Annotated in this window: 17 protein-coding genes and 1 tRNA gene; 4 read left to right on the top strand and 14 right to left on the bottom strand. The window is 56.0% G+C overall.

The features are described 5' to 3' along the window. Positions 1–48: 48 nt before the first annotated feature. From ACYX4K_RS04570 to ACYX4K_RS04525, 10 genes are all read right to left on the bottom strand, one after another. A complete protein-coding gene (locus ACYX4K_RS04570; RefSeq protein ID WP_475093294.1) occupies positions 49–1,944 on the bottom strand; it encodes a SurA N-terminal domain-containing protein in 1,896 nt (631 codons plus the stop codon). A gap of 196 nt (positions 1,945–2,140) precedes the next feature. Beyond that, entirely contained in the window at positions 2,141–2,413 is a 273-nt protein-coding gene (locus ACYX4K_RS04565) for an HU family DNA-binding protein (RefSeq protein ID WP_010132873.1), read from the bottom strand. A gap of 390 nt (positions 2,414–2,803) precedes the next feature. Next, the gene (lon, locus tag ACYX4K_RS04560) at positions 2,804–5,209 is read right to left on the bottom strand and encodes an endopeptidase La (protein ID WP_475093295.1); all 2,406 of its coding nucleotides are present in this window, start codon (positions 5,207–5,209) and stop codon (positions 2,804–2,806) included. A 379-nt stretch (positions 5,210–5,588) separates the two neighbouring features. Further along, the gene (gene clpX / locus ACYX4K_RS04555) at positions 5,589–6,875 is read right to left on the bottom strand and encodes an ATP-dependent Clp protease ATP-binding subunit ClpX (RefSeq protein ID WP_475093296.1); all 1,287 of its coding nucleotides are present in this window, start codon (positions 6,873–6,875) and stop codon (positions 5,589–5,591) included. A 227-nt stretch (positions 6,876–7,102) separates the two neighbouring features. Next, complete coding sequence (gene clpP / locus ACYX4K_RS04550) at positions 7,103–7,747, bottom strand: ATP-dependent Clp endopeptidase proteolytic subunit ClpP (RefSeq protein ID WP_475093297.1); 645 nt, start codon at positions 7,745–7,747, stop codon at positions 7,103–7,105. Between the two features lie 219 nt (positions 7,748–7,966). Further along, positions 7,967–9,280 (bottom strand): trigger factor, encoded by a 1,314-nt coding sequence (gene tig / locus ACYX4K_RS04545; RefSeq protein WP_475093298.1) that lies wholly within the window; start codon positions 9,278–9,280, stop codon positions 7,967–7,969. Positions 9,281–9,475: 195 nt separating this feature from the next. Next, positions 9,476–9,560 (bottom strand) — tRNA-Leu (locus tag ACYX4K_RS04540). A gap of 174 nt (positions 9,561–9,734) precedes the next feature. Further along, complete coding sequence (gene fadA, locus ACYX4K_RS04535) at positions 9,735–10,910, bottom strand: acetyl-CoA C-acyltransferase FadA (RefSeq protein WP_475093299.1); 1,176 nt, start codon at positions 10,908–10,910, stop codon at positions 9,735–9,737. An 11-nt stretch (positions 10,911–10,921) separates the two neighbouring features. Beyond that, positions 10,922–13,078 (bottom strand): fatty acid oxidation complex subunit alpha FadB, encoded by a 2,157-nt coding sequence (fadB, locus tag ACYX4K_RS04530; RefSeq protein WP_475093300.1) that lies wholly within the window; start codon positions 13,076–13,078, stop codon positions 10,922–10,924. 459 nt (positions 13,079–13,537) lie between these two features. After that, positions 13,538–15,397: a beta-ketoacyl synthase gene (locus ACYX4K_RS04525; RefSeq protein WP_475093301.1), complete on the bottom strand. Its 1,860-nt coding sequence runs from the start codon at positions 15,395–15,397 to the stop codon at positions 13,538–13,540. 284 nt (positions 15,398–15,681) lie between these two features. Here ACYX4K_RS04525 and ACYX4K_RS04520 point away from each other — a divergent pair, with 284 nt between their 5' ends. Continuing rightward, positions 15,682–16,668: a GlxA family transcriptional regulator gene (locus ACYX4K_RS04520; protein ID WP_475093302.1), complete on the top strand. Its 987-nt coding sequence runs from the start codon at positions 15,682–15,684 to the stop codon at positions 16,666–16,668. A gap of 44 nt (positions 16,669–16,712) precedes the next feature. Here the strand turns inward: ACYX4K_RS04520 and ACYX4K_RS04515 are convergent, their stop codons facing one another. Then, positions 16,713–17,432 carry a class I SAM-dependent methyltransferase gene (locus ACYX4K_RS04515; protein ID WP_476178774.1) on the bottom strand — a complete coding sequence of 240 codons (720 nt, stop codon included), beginning with the start codon at positions 17,430–17,432 and terminating at the stop codon, positions 16,713–16,715. Between the two features lie 2 nt (positions 17,433–17,434). Beyond that, positions 17,435–17,938 (bottom strand): Hsp20 family protein, encoded by a 504-nt coding sequence (locus ACYX4K_RS04510; RefSeq protein WP_475093304.1) that lies wholly within the window; start codon positions 17,936–17,938, stop codon positions 17,435–17,437. A gap of 187 nt (positions 17,939–18,125) precedes the next feature. Here ACYX4K_RS04510 and thpR point away from each other — a divergent pair, with 187 nt between their 5' ends. Then, entirely contained in the window at positions 18,126–18,716 is a 591-nt protein-coding gene (gene thpR / locus ACYX4K_RS04505) for an RNA 2',3'-cyclic phosphodiesterase (protein WP_475093305.1), read from the top strand. A gap of 104 nt (positions 18,717–18,820) precedes the next feature. Here thpR and ACYX4K_RS04500 read toward each other — a convergent pair whose 3' ends face one another. Beyond that, on the bottom strand, positions 18,821–19,870 hold the full coding sequence (locus ACYX4K_RS04500; protein WP_476178773.1) for a hypothetical protein: 1,050 nt from the start codon (positions 19,868–19,870) through the stop codon (positions 18,821–18,823). 243 nt (positions 19,871–20,113) lie between these two features. Between ACYX4K_RS04500 and ACYX4K_RS04495 the strand changes: the two genes are divergently transcribed. Continuing rightward, positions 20,114–20,425 (top strand): hypothetical protein, encoded by a 312-nt coding sequence (locus ACYX4K_RS04495; protein WP_475093307.1) that lies wholly within the window; start codon positions 20,114–20,116, stop codon positions 20,423–20,425. Between the two features lie 16 nt (positions 20,426–20,441). Further along, a complete protein-coding gene (locus tag ACYX4K_RS04490; RefSeq protein WP_475093308.1) occupies positions 20,442–20,795 on the top strand; it encodes an HPF/RaiA family ribosome-associated protein in 354 nt (117 codons plus the stop codon). 143 nt (positions 20,796–20,938) lie between these two features. On the opposite strand, the gene gorA is transcribed toward ACYX4K_RS04490, so the two are convergent. Further along, the gene (gene gorA / locus ACYX4K_RS04485) at positions 20,939–22,300 is read right to left on the bottom strand and encodes a glutathione-disulfide reductase (RefSeq protein ID WP_475093309.1); all 1,362 of its coding nucleotides are present in this window, start codon (positions 22,298–22,300) and stop codon (positions 20,939–20,941) included. Between the last annotated feature and the right edge of the window lie 126 nt (positions 22,301–22,426).

Raw genomic sequence — 22,426 nt, 5'->3', positions numbered from 1 at the left:
AAACCGGCGAATATCGCCGGTTTTTTTATACGTAAACAATGCTTACCGCTACTGCTGCTCCGCGCTGAATACCTCAACATCAGCCCTGCTAGCCAGGTACTTCTGCACCGCTGCCAGCTCCGCAGTACCCTGCATGGAAGCCAGCTGCTGCAACAGCGCTTGCCGCTGCTCTTTGCTCTGACGGGACAGATCACCGGCACGCACCGCGCGCAACTGCACCACCACCACATCACCAGACGGCAAAGTAAACTGACCCAAAGTGCGCGCACCCGGACGCGGCTCACTCATGGTAAATGCCTGATTCACCACTTCACCGCGGGCACCAAAACCGCCACGACGGGTTTTATCGCTGGTTTCCAGAGTGAGTCCTTCCGACTCTGCCACAGCCGCGAGACCCTCGCCAGCACTGGCCTGCTCTTCAATCTGTTGCGCCTTGCTTGCCAGCTGCTCGCTTGCCTTTTTGCGTTTGAGGCTCTGAACAATTTCCGCTTTGACCTCTTCCAGCGGTTTCACACCCGCTTCTTTGTGCTCGATAACACGCAGTACCACTGCATGATTCTCGCTCAGATTCAGCACATCAGAGGTATTGCCATCTTCCAACACCTCCGGTGCGAATGCCGCAGAAATCACCTGACCTTCGCCAGCAATCCCGGGACCGCCCTGGCGGGAGAACAATGGAGATTTCTGTACACTCACACCCAGCTCTTCGGCGGGAGCCGCCAAGGTCTCTGCGTTGTACGCCAGGTCACCCAGACGGCTTACCGCATCAACAAAGTCACGTTCCGCTGCTGCATTCCGCAGACGGGCAGAAATTGCCGCTTCGCGCTCTTCAAAAGCGGGCGGCTCAGCGTCAGCGACTTCAATCAGCTTGATAAAGTGGGTACCACCATCGGTCTGTACCGGGCCGGACACTTCACCCACCTGCAGGTTCGCCAGGGCATCTTCGAACGCCTCCGGGAATACGTCCCCGGAAGTAAAGCCCACGTCACCGCCATCTTCGCTGGAAATGATGTCATCGGAAAATTCTTTAGCCAGCGCCTCAAAGGACTCGCCGGCACTCAGCTTTGACTGCACTTCCGCGATCTTCGCCTGAGCGGCCTCGTCATCACCCTCGACCAGAATATGTGCAGCATGGCGGCGCACATTCGCCTCGAAGCTTTTCACTTCCTGCTCATACTGAGCGCGTACATCCTGCTCGGACACATCAATATTCGCTGCAAACTGCTCGGGTGTAAGCTCTATGTATTCAATAGCTACCTGCTCCGGGCGCTGGAACGATTGCTGATTCTCGTCGTAATAGGTTTGCACCTCTTCATCCGCCACCTCAATGCCTTCCAGTAGCGGCGACGCAGAAAGCGTTACGTAATCGAAATCGCGCTCCTCCATGGACACTGCTACGATGTTTTCCGCATCAGTGCGTGTACTGAACGCAGTATCAGACACGCTGCTGATAAATTGCTGCATGACCATTTCCTGCTCCAGCAGCTGACGGAAACCCGCAGGGCTGTAACCCATACGGCGCAAGCCCTCACGGAACATTTGCTGGTCGAACTGGCCATTTACCTGAAAACCAGGCATCTGCACGATCTCTTTGTCCACGGCACCGGTGCTCATGGCCATGCCACTTTCCAGCGCTGCCTGGCGCATCACCGCGCTGTTGACCAACTGCTGTAATACCGGGCCGCGCAGCTGCTCGTCGGTGAGCAGGTCACTGGGCACATTTTCGCCGTACTGGCTTTCAATCATCGCTCGACGGTTCTGGATCGCTCGCTGCAGATCCAGCTGGGAAATTTTCTCCCCGTTCACTTCCGCCACTTTGTCGGCCGAGCCGCCACTGGCACCGGTGAAGAAATCGATCCCACCGATCACCATGATAAATCCGAAAAACGCCGCAACGATAATAGCGGCCGTTCCCTTCAGGTTGTCACGCATGGACTGAAGCATATTCAGCTCCGAAATTAACTCTTGTCAGTACTCAGGTAGATCAACAATTATTGTTGTCTCGGCTTGTCTCGCAACGAGTGCGAGCGCCGATCAGGGTAAATACCCGTTTGATCCTGTTTACATTTTTTTCTTTCAGAAACAAAAAAGGCGCATCCAGATGATACGCCTCTTTGAAGCATTGCTTTTACAAGGCTTCTTAGTTCACCGCGTCTTTCAAAGCTTTACCAGCTTTGAAGTTCGGGATTTTTGCCGCAGCGATTTCGATCGGATCGCCGGTGCGCGGGTTGCGGCCGGTACGTGCAGCGCGCTCTTTAACAGCGAAGGTACCAAAGCCAACCAGAGCTACCTGATCGCCTTTTTTCAGTGCGTCAGTAATGCTATCTACCATAGCGTCCAGAGCGCGGCCAGCAGCTGCCTTTGGAATGTCGGCAGACGCGGCGATGGCTTCAATCAGTTCGGACTTATTCACGCTATATCCCTCTGTTCTTTTCTAGGTCTAAATGGTCTAAGTAACTAGATGTAGCATCCGGACAATGGATCCGGACGTCATTTCCAGGTGTCTTTTTCAGGTCTGTTGCAACCCCATTTTCAGAGGCGCAATCGTGCAATTTTTGCAGTCGATTTTGAATCGCCTGCGGCTCCCCCGCAGCGCAACAAGCCACGTTTTATACCAACTGCCTGTTGGTGGGTCAAGGAACCATGCGGCTTTGCGGGCAGTTGGACAATTTTGAACCGCTCTTGTTCAGTCAACCGCCGGCAAGTTCATTTTTTAACCTGCACCAGCAGCAAGCCGCGTACTCTACGCGACTTGCTGCCGAGGTTTCAATGGGTTTTTACTACTTGCTGAGCCGAAGTTCTGTCAGTGCGTTTGCACCGAGCGCCCGGAGCGCTCATCCGCCTGTTTTTGCAGCGCGGAATACTCTTCGTCACTGAGGGGGCTGGGCATGCTTTCGAGCGCATATTCGAGGACCTGATCAATCCATTTTACCGGTTTGATCACCAGATCCTGCTGGATATTGTCGGGGATATCCTTCAGATCGCGCTCGTTATCCCAGGGGATCAGTACGGTTTTGATACCGCCGCGATGGGCCGCCAACAGTTTTTCCTTCAAACCGCCAATGCGCAACACTTCACCGCGCAGAGTAATTTCACCGGTCATGGCCACATCGGAGCGCACCGGAATATTGGTCAATACAGAGGCCAATACCGTGCACATGGCGATACCCGCCGAAGGACCGTCCTTCGGAGTCGCCCCTTCCGGCACGTGAATATGGATATCGCGGGTTTCATGAAAGTCCGGCGCTATACCCAGAGCCTGAGCGCGTGCACGGACTACCGTCAACGCGGCCTGAATGGACTCCTGCATTACATCGCCCAGGGAGCCAGTCTTGATCACCCGCCCCTTACCGGAAACCGCGGAAGACTCAATAGTAAGCAGCTCTCCGCCCACTTCGGTCCATGCCAGCCCGGTCACCTGGCCGATCTTGTTTTCCTCTTCCGCGCGGCCGTAATCAAACTTGCGCACCCCAAGAAGGTCTTCCAGCTGCTCCGGCTTGATCACCACTTTTTGGGTGGTGGCATTACGTACATGCTCGGTGACCACTTTGCGGCAGATTTTTGCCATCTCACGGTCAAGACCACGCACACCGGCTTCACGGGTGTAATAGCGCACCACATCCCGCACCGCTTCGTCTGCCAGCTCCAGCTCTTCGGGCTTCAGGCCCGCGGCCTTGCGCTGTTTTGGAATCAGGTAACGCTGAGCGATGTTCAGCTTTTCATCTTCGGTGTACCCCGGGATGCGGATCACTTCCATGCGGTCCAGCAAAGGACCAGGAATATTCATGGAGTTGGAGGTACAAACGAACATCACATCGGAGAGGTCGTAATCGACTTCCAGGTAGTGATCGTTGAACGATTTGTTCTGCTCCGGATCGAGCACTTCAAGCAGTGCAGAGGCTGGGTCACCGCGGTGATCCATGCCCATCTTGTCGATTTCATCCAACAGGAACAGCGGGTTTTTTACACCCACCTTGGAAATTTTCTGCACCAGTTTACCGGGCAGAGAACCGATATAGGTTCTGCGGTGGCCCCGGATTTCCGCTTCGTCGCGAACGCCACCGAGGGCCATACGCACGTATTTGCGATTGGTTGCGCGGGCGATGGATTCACCAAGCGAGGTTTTACCAACCCCGGGCGGACCAACGAGACAAAGGATTGGCCCTTTGACTTTTTTCACACGCTTTTGCACCGCGAGGTATTCCAGGATCCGCTCCTTAACCTCCTCCAGCCCGTAGTGATCTTTATTCAGAATTTCTTCTGCCTTGATCAGGTCGTGGCGCACGCGACTGGCCTTTTTCCAGGGCACGCTCAACATCCAGTCGATATAGCTGCGCAGTACAGAAGCTTCCGCAGACATAGGCGACATCATCTTCAGCTTGCCCAGTTCCGCGCGGGTTTTCTTTTCCGCTTCCGCTGACATGCCGGAGTCGGCGATCTTTTTTTCCAGCTCTTCAATTTCATTGGGCTCTTCGGTGATCTCGCCCAACTCTTTCTGAATCGCCTTCATTTGTTCGTTCAGATAGTACTCGCGCTGGCTCTTTTCCATCTGCTTTTTGACGCGGCCGCGAATACGCTTTTCGACCTGAATCAGGTCGATTTCAGAATCCATCAAACCCAGCAGGTGCTCGAGTCGCTCCTTTACGCTGATGGTTTCCAGCAACTCCTGCTTCTGCGGCAGGTCCAGGGACATGTGCGCAGCAATGGTATCGGCCAAACGACCCGGCTCATCAATACCGGACAGGGAAGTCATCACCTCGTTGGGAACTTTCTTGCTGACGCTGACGTACTGCTCGAACTGGGACATGGCCGAACGCACCAGCGCCTCGGCTTCTGCTTCTGGCAACTCCTCAGAATCAATCTGGGTAACCGTGGCGCGGTAGTGCCCCTCGCCTTCGGTGATCTCTTCCACCTTTACCCGGTGCCCCCCCTCAACCAGCACCTTGACGGTGCCGTCGGGCAGTTTTAGCAGCTGCAGCACGCTGGCTACAGTGCCCACACGATATACATCATCGGCACCCGGATCATCTTCCGATGCCTGGCGCTGTGCTACCAGCAACACCTGCTTGTCGCTGCGCATCGCGTCTTCAAGCGCATCAATGGATTTCTCCCGGCCGACAAACAGCGGGATCACCATGTGCGGATAAACCACCACATCTCTCAGTGGCAGCAGGGGATATTCGTTCAAGGTCTCGGATGGCTGGTCCATATAACTCCTCTCGGCCTTCGGGCGGTGACAACCGCCAGCTTGGCAGCGTATTCGTCATCGCAGACCACAATTCCTGGTGCGGTGTGCGGTACGGCTAGTGCCAGTTCAACAGCTAAAGTGGGGGCATACGGCAGAATAACAAGCCTGTGCCGTCTGGCGCAGCAAAATTAGTTTAATTCAGCGTATAGATTGATGGTCATAAAAGATGCAATTCCCGTGCATCAAACTTTAATAGCACAGAAAACTACGCAGAAACGGCGATATTCGAACAGTCGCCAGAGTGCATTTCCCCAGACATCAACAGGCACAAAAAAAGCCCCGTAGTGGGGCTTTTTCGTTGGAGCTACCTGGAACCAGTAGCCAGTGCCGATAGAGAGGTTTACTCCTCAGGAGCTGCCTTCTGGGGCTGCTCTGCCTGCTCATACACCAGCAGCGGCGCAGATTCACCCTTGATCACCGCCTCGTCAATCACCACTTTGGCGACATTCTCCATAGAGGGGATGTCGTACATGGTCTCCAGCAGTACCGATTCCATAATGGAACGCAGACCCCGGGCACCAGTTTTGCGCTCCATGGCCTTGGTGGCTACCGCGTCCAGAGCGTCGGGACGAAAGTCCAGCTCAACCCCTTCCATATCAAACAACTTGCCGTACTGCTTGGTCAGCGCATTGCGCGGCTCGGTCAAAATCTGCACCAGTGCCGCACGATTCAATTCTTCCAACGTAGCGGTAACTGGCAGACGACCTACAAACTCGGGAATCAGGCCATATCGCACCAGGTCTTCAGGCTCAAGATCCAACAGCACCTCACCGAAGTTGCTATTGGCGTCTTTGGACTTCACCTCCGCCGAGAAACCGATACCGCCCTTCTCGGAGCGATCGCGAATTACTTTATCCAGGCCGGCGAACGCTCCGCCACAGATAAACAGGATATTGGAAGTGTCCACCTGCAGGAATTCCTGCTGAGGGTGCTTGCGCCCACCCTGGGGGGGAACGGAAGCCACGGTACCCTCAATCAGCTTCAACAGTGCCTGCTGCACGCCCTCACCGGACACATCCCGGGTGATCGAGGGGTTGTCAGACTTGCGAGAAATCTTGTCGATTTCATCGATGTAGACAATGCCCTGCTGGGCTTTTTCCACATCGTAATCGCACTTCTGCAGCAGCTTCTGAATGATATTTTCAACATCCTCACCCACGTAACCCGCTTCGGTCAGCGTGGTCGCATCGGCAATGGTGAAGGGTACATTCAGCAGCCGCGCCAGGGTTTCAGCAAGCAGGGTTTTACCACTGCCAGTAGGACCAACCAGCAAAATATTGGACTTGCCCAGTTCCACTTCATCTTTGCCTTTGACACCTTTACTGGTGCGCAGACGCTTGTAGTGGTTGTATACCGCCACCGCGAGCACTTTTTTGGCGCGCGCCTGACCGATCACGTACTGATCGAGAATTTCGGTAATTTCCTGGGGGGTAGGCAGACGGGAGTCGTCGCCATCAACAGATTCCTGCACTTCTTCGCGGATGATGTCGGTGCAGAGTTCGACGCATTCGTCACAGATGTAAACAGAGGGGCCCGCGATCAGTTTGCGTACTTCCTGCTGGCTCTTGCCACAGAAGGAACAGTAAAGGAGTTTGCCGTTATCGTCTCCGCTGTTCTTTTCAGTCATCTAAGTACTCCGTGGTCTCATAGCCAGCCAAAACTCGGTGGCAAATAGGGTTCATATCCAAGATGCGGTCTTTTGGCAGGATTTTCAAGCTTTTTTATTCTCTCCTCCGGGCGGGGCTATAGCGCCGCCCTACGGCTTCTGCAACTCAGATTCAGAATCCGTAGGACAACACTCCCTGACCCTAAGGTATTTTAGGGTTTTGGTGCGCACAGAGCGCCGAACCGGTATTACTTACCCGGGCCCTGGCGATGCGCCAGCACGTCATCTACCAGACCATACTCCTTGGCCTCATCGGCGCTGAGGAAGCGGTCACGGTCGGTATCACGCTCGATATCCGCCACACTGCGGCCGGTATGATGGGCCATCAACTCGTTCAGGCGCGCGCGGATCTTCAGGATCTCCTGAGCGTGAATATGAATATCCGAGGCCTGCCCCTGCGCACCACCGCTGGGCTGGTGAATCATCACTCGGGAGTTCGGGGTGGCGTAGCGTTTGCCTTTCGCACCCGCAGTCAACAGGAAGGCGCCCATGCTGCAAGCCTGGCCAATACACATGGTGCTGACATCCGGCTTGATGAACTGCATGGTGTCATAAATGGACATGCCCGCAGTCACGGAACCACCCGGGGAATTGATGTACAGGTGGATATCTTTATCCGGATTTTCCGCCTCCAGAAACAACAGCTGCGCGACCACCAGGTTGGCCATGTGGTCTTCCACCGGACCTACCAGAAAAATCACGCGCTCTTTGAGCAGGCGGGAGTAGATATCAAATGAACGCTCCCCTCTGGCAGTCTGCTCCACCACCATGGGAACCAGGCCGCCGGTGGCGAGAATGTCTTTGGAATTAATGGGATTATCAAAATATGCCATGGATACGATGCTTCCTTTTTCGGCGTATTAGGCGGATCAGAACGCATGTGCTCAAAAAAGACACACTTCTGAAAAATTCGCTCAACCTGAGCTTAACTGCTCGACAGCAATAATGCCAGATTGACACAGGCGCCGTAGAAGGTGCTGTCGAACATTCAATACTCGCAAACAAAAACGGCCACCCGAAGGTGGCCGCTTTCAGCTGCTCGCGGGAGCGAATCAAGACTGCTTCTGCGGCTTAATCACGTCGTCGTAGCTGCTTTCAACGTCGCTGACTTTTGCCTTGTCCAGCACGAAGTCTACAACCTGATCTTCCAGTACTACGGACTCAACACCGGCCAGCAGTTCGCGGTTATTCAGGTAGTACTCAACCACCTCTTCCGGCTGCTGGTAGGTAGAAGCGAGCTCTTCCACTTTGGCTTTTACGCGGTCGGCGTCAACGGAAAGCTTGTTTTCCTTGACGATTTCACCAACCACCAGACCCAGCACAACGCGGCGCTTGGCCTGATCTTCAAACATGGTGTCCGGCAGCATTTTTGCCGCGTCTTCCGGCTTGATCTGACCGCCGAACTGCTGAACCATCTGGCCGCGCAGGGTTTGCACTTCGCCAGCAACCAGTGCTGCCGGAATTTCTACCTGATGCTTTTCGAACAGCTGATCCATGACCTGAGTCTTGACCTTGTTCAGAGCAGCATTTTTCAGTTCGCGCTGCATGTTGCCACGCACTTCTTCGCGGAACTTCTCTTCACCGCCCTCTTCAACGCCGTAACCGGCGAAGAATTCGTCGTTCAGTTCTGGCAGTTCAGGCTTTTCAGAAGCGGTTACCTTGATGGTGAATACCGCAGCCGCACCTTTCAGGTTTTCAGCTTGGTAATCTTCCGGGAAAGTGACTTCCACTTCTTTCTCTTCACCGGGCTTCATGCCGATGATGCCGTCTTCGAAGCCAGGAATCATGTTGCCGGAACCCAGTACCAGCTGCTGACCTTCGGCTTTGCCGCCTTCGAATTCTTCACCGTCTTTGCGGCCAACGAAATCGATGGTCACGCGGTCGCCCTTCTGGGCTTTACGCTTGGTTTCTTTCCAGCTGGACTGCTGCTTGCGCAGCACGTCGATCATGTTGTCCACGTCCGCGTCAGTTACTTCAGCGGTCGGGCGCTCAACGGTAACCTCAGACAGGTCAGCCAGCTCCACTTCCGGGTACACTTCGAAAGTCGCTACGTATTCCAGGTTTTCACCTTCGGTGACGTTTTTGGCTTCGATGCTCGGCTGGCCAGCCGGCTTAACCTGCTCTTTCTGAACCGCGTCGTAGAAGGAGCGGCTCATTACTTCGCCCAGAACTTCCTGACGAACACCAGCACCAAAACGCTGACGCACAACCTTCATCGGCACCTTGCCTTTACGGAAGCCGTTGATGCGCACGGTCTTGGCCGCTTGCTGAAGGCGCTTGTCTACTTCCTTATCAACCACTTCTGCCGGCAGATTGACAGTTAAGCGACGTTCCAGACCGGAAGTTGTTTCGATGGAAACCTGCATGTTAATCCTCGTGAGACTCTTCTCTTCACTGAATGCCGGACTACGGGAATGCATGCCCGCCACCAGCGATTAGCGTTGTGCCGAGTTTATTCGGCCGCCAAATACAAACAGCCCGCGCCACTGCCTCCTCACCCTGCGCGCCTGAGGCTTGCGCAAAGGAGGTGCCGAATGAGCACGGACTGCAAAATTCCTAGTTGGTGGGGACGGAGAGACTTGAACTCTCACACCTTGCGGCACCAGAACCTAAATCTGGCGTGTCTACCAATTCCACCACGTCCCCAACGTCATGCTCGCCGGTAACCCTTTGATTTCCCTGCATTTTTAGAGGAAAACAGGTTGCACGTCCAGCGAGGGGAGCAGATTGTGCCACAGCGGGCACAGGGCTTCAATAAGTACGCCCAAAACAATCGGGGCGCCCGCAGGCGCCCCGATCTATCGCGTCAGTCGTTGCGACTTACACGCGCTCGACAATGGTGGTAATCCCCTGCCCCAGACCAATACACATGGTCGAGACACCGAGGTCGCCGCCTTCGTTTTGCATGACCGACAACAGCGTGCCGGTGATCCGCACACCGGAACAGCCAAACGGGTGCCCCAGGGCGATAGCGCCGCCGTAAAGGTTTACCTTGTCGTCCATTACGTCCAGCAGGTTCAGGTCCTTCAACACCGGCAGCGCCTGCGCCGCAAAGGCCTCATTAAGCTCTACCTTATCGATATCCTCGATGGTTAGGCCGGCACGCTTCAGTGCGTTCTGAGTGGACGGTACCGGGCCGTAACCCATAATGGACGGATCCACACCCGCCAGGGCCATCTCGCGCACCTTGGCGATCGGCGTCAGGCCGAGGGCCTGGGCACGCTCGGCAGACATCACCAACATGACGGAAGCGCCGTCGGTAATCTGCGAGGAGGTGCCCGCGGTTACCTGACCGTGCTTCGGGTCAAACGCTGGCTTCAGTTGTGCCAAGCCTTCCGCAGTAGTGTCCGGGCGAATGGTCTGATCGGTTTCCACCAGAATCGGTACACCATCTTCGTCGTGACCTTCGATCGCGATGATTTCACGATTGAACTTGCCTTCTTTAGTCGCCTTCGCAGCTAACTGGTGAGAACGGGCACCGAACTCGTCCATCTGCTGACGCTGGATGCCGTGCATCATCGCCAGATATTCGGCGGTCATACCCATGGAACCGGCAGCCTTGGCCATATTGCGGCCCAGCATCGGGTTGGGGCTCACATGTTCCATCATGTTCAGGTGACCCATGTGCTCCACACCGCCCACCACATACACATCACCAACACCGGCCTGGATATTCGCCGCTGCAGTGTGCAGCGCCGACATGGAGGAGCCGCACAGACGGTTTACGGTCTGCGCCGGAATGGTGTGGGGCAGGCCCGCGCGCAGCAGAATAAACCGCGCCACATTGAAGCCCTGCTCGTCGCGCTGCATCACACAGCCCCAGATCAGGTCATCAATTTCTTTCGGGTCCAGCTTGTCATTGCGCTGCAGGAATTTTTTCAGCAGTTCCGCGGACATATCGTCCGCTCGCACGTTGCGGTAAACACCGTTCTTGGATCGACCCATGGCGGTACGCGCATAGTCGACGATTACGGCATCTCTAGGATTCAGACTCATGGAAACTCTCCTTACTTGTCGCCGTAGTAGGTTTTGCCGCTGGCAGCCATTTCACGCATACCTTTGGTCGGCTCGTACAGCGGGCCCAGGTCACTGTGCTTCTCGGCCATTTTCACGAAGGTGTCCAGACCGATGCTGTCCAACCAGGCGAAGATGCCACCGCGGAACGGCGGGAAGCCGATGCCGTAAATCAGTGCCATGTCGGCTTCCGCCGGAGAGCTCACGATGCCCTCTTCCAGACAGCGCGCCAGCTCGGTCGCCATCGGCACCATCATACGCTCAATGATTTCGTCGTTTTCAAATTCGCGACGGTCAGCAGCGTGGGGCTTGAGCAGTTCGTAAGCCTCTTCGGTAGCGACTTTCTTCGGACGACCTTTTTTGTCTTCTTCGTAAACGTAGAAGCCTTTGCCGTTTTTCTGGCCGTAGCGACCCGCTTCGTACATCACATCGGAAGCCGCGGTAAAGGTTTTACCCATACGCTCCGGGAAGCCTTCCGCCATTACCTGCTCAGCGTGTACACCGGTATCGATGCCAACCACATCCATCAGGTAAGCCGGGCCCATCGGCCAGCCCCAGCGCTCCATGACCTTATCGACGGCCTGGAAGTCCGCACCGTCGCGCACCAGCATGGCGAAGCCCGCGAAGTACGGAAACAGCACGCGGTTAACCAGGAATCCGGGGCAGTCACGCACCACGATGGCTTTCTTGCCCATCTTGTTGGCATAAGCCACAACCCGTGCAATAGCGGTTTCGGACGTTTTCTCACCGCGAATCACTTCCACCAGCGGCATTTTATGTACCGGGTTGAAGAAGTGCATACCGAGGAAATTTTCCGGACGGGACAGCGGCTCGGCCAGGGTATCGATAGAGATGGTAGAGGTGTTGGACGCGATCACCGTATCGTCTGAAACCTTGGTTTCCACTTCTTTCAGCACCGCGTGCTTAACCTTGGGGTTTTCCACCACGGCTTCGACAACAATATCAACATCATCGAATCCGTCGTAGCTCAGGGTCGGCTCAATGCGATTCAGCGTCTCCGCCATTTTGGCGGGGGTCATACGGCCACGATCGACCAGCTTAGTGAGCAGTTTGCCCGCTTCTTTCAGACCCAGGTCGATACCGTCCTGAGCAATATCCTTCATTTTGATCGGCGTACCTTTATAGGCAGACTGGTAAGCAATACCACCGCCCATAATGCCGGCACCCAGTACTGCGGCGCGCTCAATATCCTTATCGGACTTTTTCTCCCAGCCTTTTGCCACTTTGCCAACTTTCTGATCATTCAGAAACAGTCCCACCAGAGATTTGGCGGTTTCGGTCTGGGCGCTGGCAATAAATTGCTGCTGCTCGATTTTCAGTGCTTCGTCGCGATCGACTTTGTAGCCCTGCTCGATGGAAGTCACCGCATTGACCGGAGACGGGTAATTGCGACCGGCCTGCTGACCAACAAACGCCTTGGTGGTAAAGAAGGCCATCAGCGCTTCAGTGTCGTTCAGCGGAATCGGAGACTTTTTGTTCTCGCGACGCTGCATGTAATCCAGCTCGCCAGCGATGGCGCGGCCAAGCAATTTCAGTGCGGCGTCTTTCAGTTTGTCGGTAGGAACAACAGCATCCACCGCGTGGGCAGTCAGTGCCGCGTCCGGGCGCTGCTCTTTACCGGCGGCGATCCACTCGGCCGCCACGTCCACGCCAACCACGCGCGGCAGGCGCACGGTGCCACCCCAGCCCGGGATTAGGCCCAGCTTCACTTCCGGCAAGCCAACTTTGGCCTTGTCGCCCATTAGACGGAAATCACAACCCAGGCAGACTTCGAAGCCGCCACCCAGCGCGTAACCGTTGATCGCCACTGCGGTGGGGAACGGGAGGTCTTCCAGGCGGTTGATGTTCTCGTTGTTTTTGTTCATCAGCTCGGCGATGCCTTCCGGACCCGCGGAGAAAGCTCCGCCGAATTCGGTAATGTCGGCACCGACGATAAATACATTCTTGCCACTGGTCAGCAGCAGACCTTTGATATCGCCCGCTCTTTCAATCGCATCCAGAGCGTCGGAAAATTCCGATACCGTGAGACGATTGAATTTGTTGACGGATTCGCCTTCCAGATCGAATTTCAGTTCCGCGATGCCGTTGTCCAGCATCTGCACGGATAGCGCTTTGCCACTAAATAACATTATTGACCTCATTGATTGGTGACCCGGTGTCATTGCGGTCAATGTACCGGTCCGGGGGTCGGGTTGTGCAAGACTGAGATTGGACTCGCCGCAAACAGCGTGCGGCGAATGTGTTGCCGGTTGATGACGCACTGTCCGAAATCAGTCAACGCGCCAAGTATAGCCAGATTCAAACGTGTGTTTGAATACCATTTCTGCCATATCCACTGTCCGGTTTGGTGCATACGAGTGCAAATATTGTGGTCACGCACGGATTCCGATCAAAATTTGACCCACTCGTTCACAAACCGGGAATTATTTTCTCTATGAGCACCACCCCGACAACGGCGGTGTGCGCAGCAAGCATAGCGGGAAATAGGGAGGACAGTGTGGAGAGGACGCCTGGATATTCGGTCGAAACCGGTCAGCATTTACTGGGGCGGCACAGGCCTTCAACAGAAGACATGTGCCGCTACCGAATCAGACCATATCCGCGAAGGGGTTCTCGGCGTCCAGGGAAATGGCACCAGCGCCACCAGGCAGGGTCAGGTTGTGCGCATCCATTTCGATAGCAGACTCCTCGATCAGACCTTCACCGAATCGATAAATGGCGTTGAGGTCGCCACGACTTGCCTTGGCGTCATAAGCGGCGGACTGCTCGGCAACGGCTTCGTTGCGCTTCTGATAGGCGGTAAACGCCGCCTGACCGTGGCGCTTGGCCAGCATACGCTCGGTGATATGAGGCGCGAGCACGCTGGCGGTTGCATTATTGCCACCGAAACCCTTGGAATTCAGGAAGGCGACATCCAGAGATTTGGGGTCGCGCTCAACATGACTCATGGACAGCGCCAGGTGTTCGTGATGCACATCGTCCGCAATCCGATCGATGGTGGTGATACCCGGCAAAATACCGCGATCAAACATGCCCAGACTGGTAATCAGCTGATCGCCACTGGCAGCCGCCACGGTGTGACCCACAAAAGCTTTCACCGCACATACCGGCCAACCTTCAACACCGAAAGCGCCGGCCAGGCGGTCAAAAATCGCCGATTCCGTCACCCGGTTCTGCGGGGTGCTGGAACCGTGCGCCTGCACGAAGCTGCGCTGGCGAAGGCTTTCGTCACCGAGAATTGCACGGACCTCTGCCATGGCGCGGGCCACGGTCAGGTAATTGCCCGGCCCCGGCGCGGAAATGGATTTCTTGGGCCCGTCCGCATTCACAAACACGTTGGCAACGGCACCGTGAATGGGCGCACCGAGCTCCAGGGCCAGCTCATCGTCCATCAACACCACCCACTGACTGCCCTCACCCAGGGTGAAACCACAGTTGTCGCCAAATGGGCGGCTGGCGCGGCGGAAATCGATGTTGTCGCCGAAGATTTTGCGCAGGCCATCCAGGTTCGCCAGTGCACCCATGGTGGCGTAGCCGTCCACCACTTCCGGCACCAGCGGCGCCTCCGCAGCGCCCACCACCGCAACGCGGGCGCGGCCACAGCGAATGTCTTCCACCGCGGAGCGCAAGTTGTAGAGGTAAGAAGCGCAGGCACCGGCAATCGCACCAGTGGTACCGAAGCTACCGAGCACATACGCATTGACGAAGTCTGCCGGCATACTGGTAAGGCCCAGGGCCAGCTGCTTGGAGCTGACGCGACCACCGCGCAGACGCGACTGCAGCAGTCCACCATTGCCATTGGTATCCAGCTGGCTCATGGCAGAGCTGGCATAGACCGAAATATTATCGGGTCCGACCCTTTCAGCCACCTTGTCCCAGTCGATGCCCAGAGACTGCACCGCGTCGGAGGCACCGAGAATCGCAAGCTGCAGGCCGCGGGGGTGGAAGCGGGAATTGTATTGCTCCCCGGGCTCAAAACCCGTGGGCAGCTGGCCCGCGGAGGCCACCGCAATCTCCCGGTGGCTATCAAGCATCACTGACAGGCTGCCGGCGCGGACCTTAACCTTGCCAGTTTCAAGGGTTTCTATCTGCCAGTCGGCGGGCAGCGGATTGGGCAGCTGGCGGGCGGACATTTCGAAGGTAAAGCCGCCATCACTGGACAGTGATGCCGGTTGATGAAAGTGGCACTGGCGGTAATCGTAGAAGCGGGATTCGAGCTCCCGCACCAGGGTGCCATTCAGCACCTGCTGCTCGAGCTCTGCACTCAATGGCCCCCTCGCATCATCGCCCGTGCGCAACCCCATCAAAGCGGCCAGATCGGACAGCACATCGGTGCGCTCCTCAACCCCGAGACGATCCAACACCACGCGCTTGTAGCCGCGATGAAAGGAACTGCGACCAGCGGGATTGAATCCCCCAAACGCAGTAATAACGGGTAGGCGCTGCATCCTGACCTCCAGCCTGATACGGAAATACGAAACGAAATGACCCGATAAATTCGGATGAGCGTCAGTTTAGGGGCTGGCGATTCGGCCTCGTTATGGGCATACTGGCCAGCAAATTTGACCATCTGGCCATTGGCTCCGGGGTGACCCTCCCATGGCAATGGCGCCAGCTTCCGTGGCCGCAGGTATCTGGCGGCGAACGGATTGGATCTCCCCGGAAACCCACCGGTTCCGTTGCGAGTTACACCAGAAAGCCGCAGTAGCGAGTTACCCCAGAGAGTTACCCCATGCCCACCGTTACCTTCCTGCTGATCGACCAGATGCTTTCCACAGGCACCATGCTACCCCTCGAGATGCTGCGCGGGGCGGAGAGCCGGGCCAGGGCCGAGGGAAAGTCCTCGCCCCTTAAACTGGTCACAGCCAGCATCGATGGCGCCCCGGTCAGGTCGCGCTCTGGATTCAGTCTGGCACCCGACCTGGCACTCGCCCAAGTACCCGACAGCGATATCATCTACTTGCCCGCGCTCTGGCGTAATCCGCGCCCGGCACTCAAACGCAGCCAGCCCCTTCTGGATTGGCTGAACGACCAGGCCGAAAAAGGCGCTGCCATAAGTGCTGTTGGCACCGGTGTCTGTTTTCTTGCCGAGGCTGGATTACTGGATGGCAAGCCGGCTACTACGCACTGGCACTACTTTGAGCGATTTGCCGCCGACTACCCGGAGGTAAAGCTAAAACGCCAGTATTTCATCACTCAGGCTGACAAACTGTTTTGCGCAGCCAGCGTAAACGCACTGGCCGATGTCACCGTGCACCTGATTCGCCAGCTCTACGGCCCCTCGGTTGCGAGCCATGTAGAACGCAACTTCTCCCACGAAATTCGCAGACCCTTTGAAGAAATCGCCTATTCCGAAGGCGCGGTGCACCTGCACCCGGATGAAGAAATCGTGCAGGCACAGACCTGGCTCAAGCAGCACTGCAGTGAAGACGTGAAATTGAGTGAGGTGGCAAAAACATTCGACATGAGCGTGCGCTCATTCAACCGTCGCTTCAAGCTGGCCACCGGACAGACACCGCTGCAATACCTGCAAAATGTGCGTGTTGATATGGCCCGGGAGCTGCTTCAGTCCAGCAATTTATCGGTCAATGAAATTGCTGAGAAAGTGGGCTACCAGGATATGGGGCATTTTACTGCCCTGTTTAAAAAATTTCTGTCCACCACCCCGAGTGAATACCGGACTACGGTGCGAGCAAAACTATTCCGGGTTAACACCTGAAGATTCGAGTGCGCACCTGACACGCCAGGCAATCACATACACACTCAGTCCCGTCGCCGCAGGAAAATCACATCGGAGCCAATAATTTCAAGATCCGCATCCAGGTGCTTCGCCAACCAGGAAAATGTCTCGGCACAGAAGAAACTGATGTGGGTGGGATCGCGAATATAGTGCCAGCTGGCAAAGCGCTCACGGGAAAGCACCAACTTGGTCATCAGCGCAAGCATCCCGCCCCGATTGACTCGCCGCCACAACGCCTCAATTACTTCACCCGGGGCACTCAGGTGCTCCACCACTTCGGTACTGACAATAAAATCATAGGACCGCTCCAGCACGGAAGTATCAGGCTGATAATAAAGATCGTAGGTCGTCATTTTGTGGCCGGCACGTTCCAGCAGACTAGCCAGTAACGGCGCCGGGCCACAGCCAAAATCCAGTCCTGTCGATCCGTTTGGCAAGGCGGAGATCAACGGTTCGGCACAACGACTAAGAAACCGCTCGTAACCAGAATCCTGCAGATTGTTTTCGTGCAGATCGTAATAGGCTTTTTCTTCAACGGGGGAAAGGTGAAATTGCGGAGGGACATACACTAGCGCACAGCGAGTGCACTGGTAGTACCGGCGCAAACCATCATCATCGACATCTTCGCGAACTTTTTTGCGGCGATCACGATGGTAGAGAAACGGCTGTGCCGCCCGGAGGCGGCACAGGGGGCAGGTGCCAGGAGGCTCCTGCCGGTCTACTTCAGGTTTTTGTGAGGTCACAATCAGGCGGCTTGCTCGCCCTTCTCCTGTTGTCCCTCTGCTGCAACGGCCTTCGGACCTGATGATTTGGACTGCAACAGATTACCGTTGGAAATTTCAATTTTGCGTGGCTTCATCGCCTCGGGGATTTCGCGCACAAGCTCAATGTGCAGCAATCCGTTTGACATCTGAGCACCCACTACACGCACGTGATCCGCGAGCTGAAAACGTCGCTCGAAATTACGCGCAGCAATTCCGCGATGCAGAAAATTGCGCTGATTGTCGTCGACGGGCTTTTTACCGCTGACCGTCAAGCGGTTCTGCTCCATCTGGATATCCAGCTCAGACTGTTCAAAGCCGGCTACAGCCATGGAAATACGGTACGCATCTTCTCCGGTCAATTCGATATTGTACGGGGGGTATGCCGGCTGACTCTGCTCCGTGCTGTGCATGGAGTCCAGCAGGTTAGCGAGTCGGTCAAAGCCGATAGCGGAACGGTAAAGGGGAGAAAAATCGATATTACGCATTGTCATATCCTCAATTCAGAGCAATATTGAAAGAGTGCCTGTACCCTGAGTACCAGGCGGTTGTTTGCCGGTTAAGCACCCCTTATGTGGGTATCCGGCGATTCGGGAACACCTCTGTCGAGCCTGCTCCCTTACCCATAGATATAGGGCCGACCAAATCGGCTTCAAGATCAAAAAATAAAAAAACATGAAAAAAAATGCGCACTCGAATGAGTCACATCGGGATACCGGTCTGGTTCGCCTGTTCATTGGGATCGCACCGGACCGAAACACCCAGCGCTTCCTCGACGGAATTTGTGCCGAAGCCAGGCAGCGCGGTATGCCCAGAAACTGTCGCTGGATCAGCCACAGCAATCGTCACCTAACCCTCGCCTTCCTTGGTGAAACCGATCCTGTCCACCTCGACGCCATCGAGCAGCAGCTGCTAAAAATCGCCGCGCAGTCTGCGCCGCTGGCCGGAAAAATTGTCAGCGCTCATCCCTTCCCCAAAGCCCGCGCACAGCTGTTTGCCGCAGAGCTCCTTCCCTCTCCAGCACTGGCCAAATTACACCAGGCGTGCCAGGTAGTCATGCGATCCATCGGCAAAGTACCTGAGCGGAAATCATTTCGTCCCCACTTCACCCTCGCTCGCAGTAATGCCGGATTTTCCCGTCTCCCGCCTATCCCCGCCGACCTCAGTTGCGCACTGGATAACCTTACGCTCTACCGAAGCCTGCTCGCCCCCGGTGGCAGCCAGTATCAACCACTGGTGACCACGCCACTATCGGGGAAGCCCTAGTCCGGGTGAACCTCAGGACACAAAAAAGCCCGCCAGGGGGCTAAACCGGGCGGGCTCTCGCGATTCCCCCCCCCCGCTCGGGGGAAAAGCAGTAGATTGACCTGCTAGTCGAGTTGCGACAATACGTACTCGGGATACATCACCAGACGCGGGCGCGAAAGGCGCCGGGCGTCAAAAATAAATACGTAGCGCTCTCCATTATCGTCCGATGGAATTGTCCGCCGGAAACGCCAGGAGTTGATTTTGTACGTCTGACGGCCAGCACTGACCGGCGCAATCAACTTGTACTGGTTCTGGCCAAGAAACTCGAACTCAATGGAATCCTCACCTGAAGGCTTGAGGGTCAGGTTGCGGAAGGTCTGCTTGCCATCTTCGCCCTCATCGAGCTCACCCAACAGCTTTTCCAGGCGATCGCGCTCGCCGCGCACGTAATCGAGCAACTCCGGGTCTATCTCACGCACGGCTTCCGCCGGTGCTGCATCCTCGGCAATCGGCGCCTCCGCCGGCGCAACTTCCGCGGGCGTCAGCGATGCCAGGGTCGGCTCGGGGATCTTCGGCTGGGACATGGCTACCGCTGGCTGAGCGCTTTGCGCCTGCTCGACCTTCTTCGCCTGAGCCTTGGTCTTGGCCTCCGTCAACATCGACTTTACCAGGGAGTCCACCAGCGCTTGCTGAGTGGCCAACCGAGACTTGCCGCCGGCGACAGACTCGCGCGACTGAGTCAGTCGCTGCTCAAGCTCTGCGAAATTGGACTGGATAATCTCCACCCGTCGATTGCGGCTATCGACGCCGCGTTCAGCCATATCGTGGGCGTGGCGCGCCTTGTGCAGGGCGCGCTCAGTATCCGTGCTGGGCGCACCCTTGTGCTCGCGCTCTGCGGTTTTCAGGGCCACGAGGCTCTGCTGGTAATTATCCCGCGCCTTGCTGAGCGAGTCTTGAGCACGTTGCAGCTTATACTCATAAGCCAGCATTTCGTTCTCGACATCCTCCAGCTCAACCAACCGGTTTTCCTGAACTTGCTCCATCCGTGCAAGCCTGTTCTGCTCCGCGGTCAGCGAAGAAGCTGCCTGCAGCGCCGTATTCCAGCCAATTACCCCCAACAGGCCCGCAATCAACAGCGAGCGGCCACGGTTTACCACCATTGTGAAATCCATTGTTTGATTTTTTACTTCAGGAGAGCACCCGGCGGGAAACCCCTTAACCTGGCGCTCTTGATGTGCCGAGGCACCGATATTCGGCCCCGACCGTATGAAAATCGAGCAACCTGCCGCCAAAAGCCCTCGAAAAGCCCCTGGTCGGCCTGGTGCCGCTCTCACGCACGATTCCTCACGTACCTCGACAAATTTACCCCACTCGTTTTTGTCCAGCAATGACCATGCCAACAAGATTGCAGGGCATTGAGTGACCTGTGCCGCAATTCGCAGTTTTCGCAAGCCGAAAAAGTTCCCCAGGTCCTAGCAATTTTTTATGACATTTTATTGATTCTGGTGCTTGATTTTTTTTCTGAGAATCGCATTATGGATCACAGGGAGTTAATCCTGACCTGGTTGAAAACCGGCCCGAGCGCAAAACATTTTACCGGCTGTTCAAACAGCCACGACTCTGCGACCTCTGGTGACCTATTTTTCAACCCCGTCATTTTCTCCCTACAGGGCGCCCTACCTTCTTTCAGCAAACCGCGCATCGCGGCCTGCATGGACCCTTTATAACCGGAGGTATGTGCCCATGAAATCTGCGCCTTACGATAACATTGTGTTCCGTGACATCGACAAATCTGCATCCCTTGCAGACACGGTATCCAGGAAGCTGGACAAGCTAGAACGTTATTGTGGCGATATCATACGAAGCCGTGTGGTCCTCGAAGCCCCCCATCAACACAAGCACAAAGGAAGGCAATACAAAGCTTCCGTTGAGCTCGCCGTAAGCGGCAACCCGGTCACCATTACCAATGAGAGCGATTCCATTCACCGAGCGGTCAATGGCGCCTTCAACTCGGCCGAACGCTGCCTGAAAGAGCGCGGCGACCGCCGCAAAACCCGTCGCCACCAGATACCGCAGGTAGAGGCCGTCACTGAATAGCGCACCGGATTCAGACCAAGCAGTTGTAAAATTTTTTTGTGCGGCAGGCTCTCTAGCCTTCCGGTGAACAATGACCAATAAAAAAGGCGGGACATTGTCCCGCCTTTTTTAATTGCTACTGCCGCATAGAGCCCTACGATCAGTCAGTCCGACACCGGAGTGCGCATGGTGACAAATTCCTCTGCCGCAGTCGGGTGAATGCCAATAGTCTGATCAAATATAGCTTTGGTTGCCCCGGCTTTCATGGCGACCGCCAACCCCTGAATGATTTCCCCAGCGTCGGGACCCACCATATGCGCCCCGACCACTCTGTCGTTGTTGCGATCCACGATCAGCTTCATCAGGGTGCGCTCATCCCGCCCACTGACCGAATGACGCATAGCGCGAAAATCGGAGCGGAACACCTGTACGGGAATACCCGCCTGACGGGCTTCTTCTTCGGTCAATCCCACCGTACCAATGTTGGGCTGACAGAACACCGCCGTTGGGATGTTGTTGTAATCGATCTCTGCGGTCTTACCGCTCTGCCAGTGCTTCACCAGTGCCATGGCTTCCGCCAGAGCTACCGGGGTCAGCTCGGGCCCGCCGGTGACGTCACCGAGTGCATAGATCGAGGTCACACTACTGCGGAAGTTATCATCCACACCAATGGTCCCATCCTTGTGCAGCACTACCCCGAGCTTTTCCAGCCCCAGGCCAGCAGTGTTGGGCTTGCGGCCGGTGGCGTAAAGAACCGCATCCACTTCCAGCACATTACCCTCACTGTCATGCACCCGCAGACAGCCATCTGCGCTCTTTTCGATGGATGTCACCTGATGCTGAAAATGCAGCCGTACTGACTTTTTCTCCATCTCGTCGCGCACAAAGCGACGTACATCATTGTCGAAACCTCGCAGGAACAGATCCCGACGGTAGGACAAGTGCGTCTCGGCTCCCAGACCGGCAAAAATACCGGCAAATTCCACGGCAATATAGCCTCCGCCGACGACCAGCACGCGCCTCGGAAACTCTTCGAGAGAAAATATCTCGTTGGAAGTGATCGCGTATTCACTCCCGGGAAATTCCGGGACAAAAGGCCAGCCGCCGGTTGCCACCAGAATCCGCTGAGCGGAGTACTGGTTTTCTCCAACCGTCACCTGCTGCCGCCCAGTCAATGTAGCGCGGCCGTCAATGATGGTCACTCCGGCGTTGCCCAACAGATTGCGATAGATTCCGTTCAGGCGGGCGACCTCGTTTGCGTTATTGTCGCGCAGTGTGGGCCAAACAAATTTTGCACCGGTCTGCCCCTGCCAACCGTAAGCCTGGGCATCCTCGAACGCCTCGCGATAGCTGCTGGCGTACACAAATAGCTTTTTTGGCACACAGCCCACGTTGACACAGGTTCCGCCCATATACCGATCTTCCGCCACCGCGACGCGCATGCCGGTTGCTGCAGCCATTCGCGCTGCACGCACGCCACCAGAGCCGGCGCCGATCACAAAAAGATCAAAATCAAATTCAGACAAATCTCACTCCTTTTGCCGAAAAAAAAGGCCTATATGACCACTAATTGGCCTGGGCAAACGCGGACTGGTTCCGCAATTGGCACATAAGTGACATTTCGCACTTAAAAGCCGTTGACATAAGACTGG

It is taken from the genome of Microbulbifer sp. ABF4_107, from assembly GCF_056312215.1.
Note: the sequence above shows the minus strand (reverse complement) of the source record. Positions and strands in the feature narration are given on the sequence as shown.

Excerpts from the sequence above, each read along its gene's own strand:
- ACYX4K_RS04520 (WP_475093302.1), top strand. The coding sequence starts at position 15,682 with ATGCCCACCGTTACCTTCCTGCTGATCGACCAGATGCTTTCCACAGGC.
- ACYX4K_RS04490 (WP_475093308.1), top strand. The coding sequence starts at position 20,442 with ATGAAATCTGCGCCTTACGATAACATTGTGTTCCGTGACATCGACAAA.
- clpP (WP_475093297.1), bottom strand. The coding sequence starts at position 7,747 with ATGGCATATTTTGATAATCCCATTAATTCCAAAGACATTCTCGCCACC.
- ACYX4K_RS04570 (WP_475093294.1), bottom strand. The coding sequence starts at position 1,944 with ATGCTTCAGTCCATGCGTGACAACCTGAAGGGAACGGCCGCTATTATC.
- ACYX4K_RS04525 (WP_475093301.1), bottom strand. The coding sequence starts at position 15,397 with ATGCAGCGCCTACCCGTTATTACTGCGTTTGGGGGATTCAATCCCGCT.
- ACYX4K_RS04510 (WP_475093304.1), bottom strand. The coding sequence starts at position 17,938 with ATGCGTAATATCGATTTTTCTCCCCTTTACCGTTCCGCTATCGGCTTT.
- lon (WP_475093295.1), bottom strand. The coding sequence starts at position 5,209 with ATGGACCAGCCATCCGAGACCTTGAACGAATATCCCCTGCTGCCACTG.
- tig (WP_475093298.1), bottom strand. The coding sequence starts at position 9,280 with ATGCAGGTTTCCATCGAAACAACTTCCGGTCTGGAACGTCGCTTAACT.
- thpR (WP_475093305.1), top strand. The coding sequence starts at position 18,126 with ATGAAAAAAAATGCGCACTCGAATGAGTCACATCGGGATACCGGTCTG.
- ACYX4K_RS04500 (WP_476178773.1), bottom strand. The coding sequence starts at position 19,870 with ATGGATTTCACAATGGTGGTAAACCGTGGCCGCTCGCTGTTGATTGCG.
- clpX (WP_475093296.1), bottom strand. The coding sequence starts at position 6,875 with ATGACTGAAAAGAACAGCGGAGACGATAACGGCAAACTCCTTTACTGT.
- fadA (WP_475093299.1), bottom strand. The coding sequence starts at position 10,910 with ATGAGTCTGAATCCTAGAGATGCCGTAATCGTCGACTATGCGCGTACC.
- fadB (WP_475093300.1), bottom strand. The coding sequence starts at position 13,078 with ATGTTATTTAGTGGCAAAGCGCTATCCGTGCAGATGCTGGACAACGGC.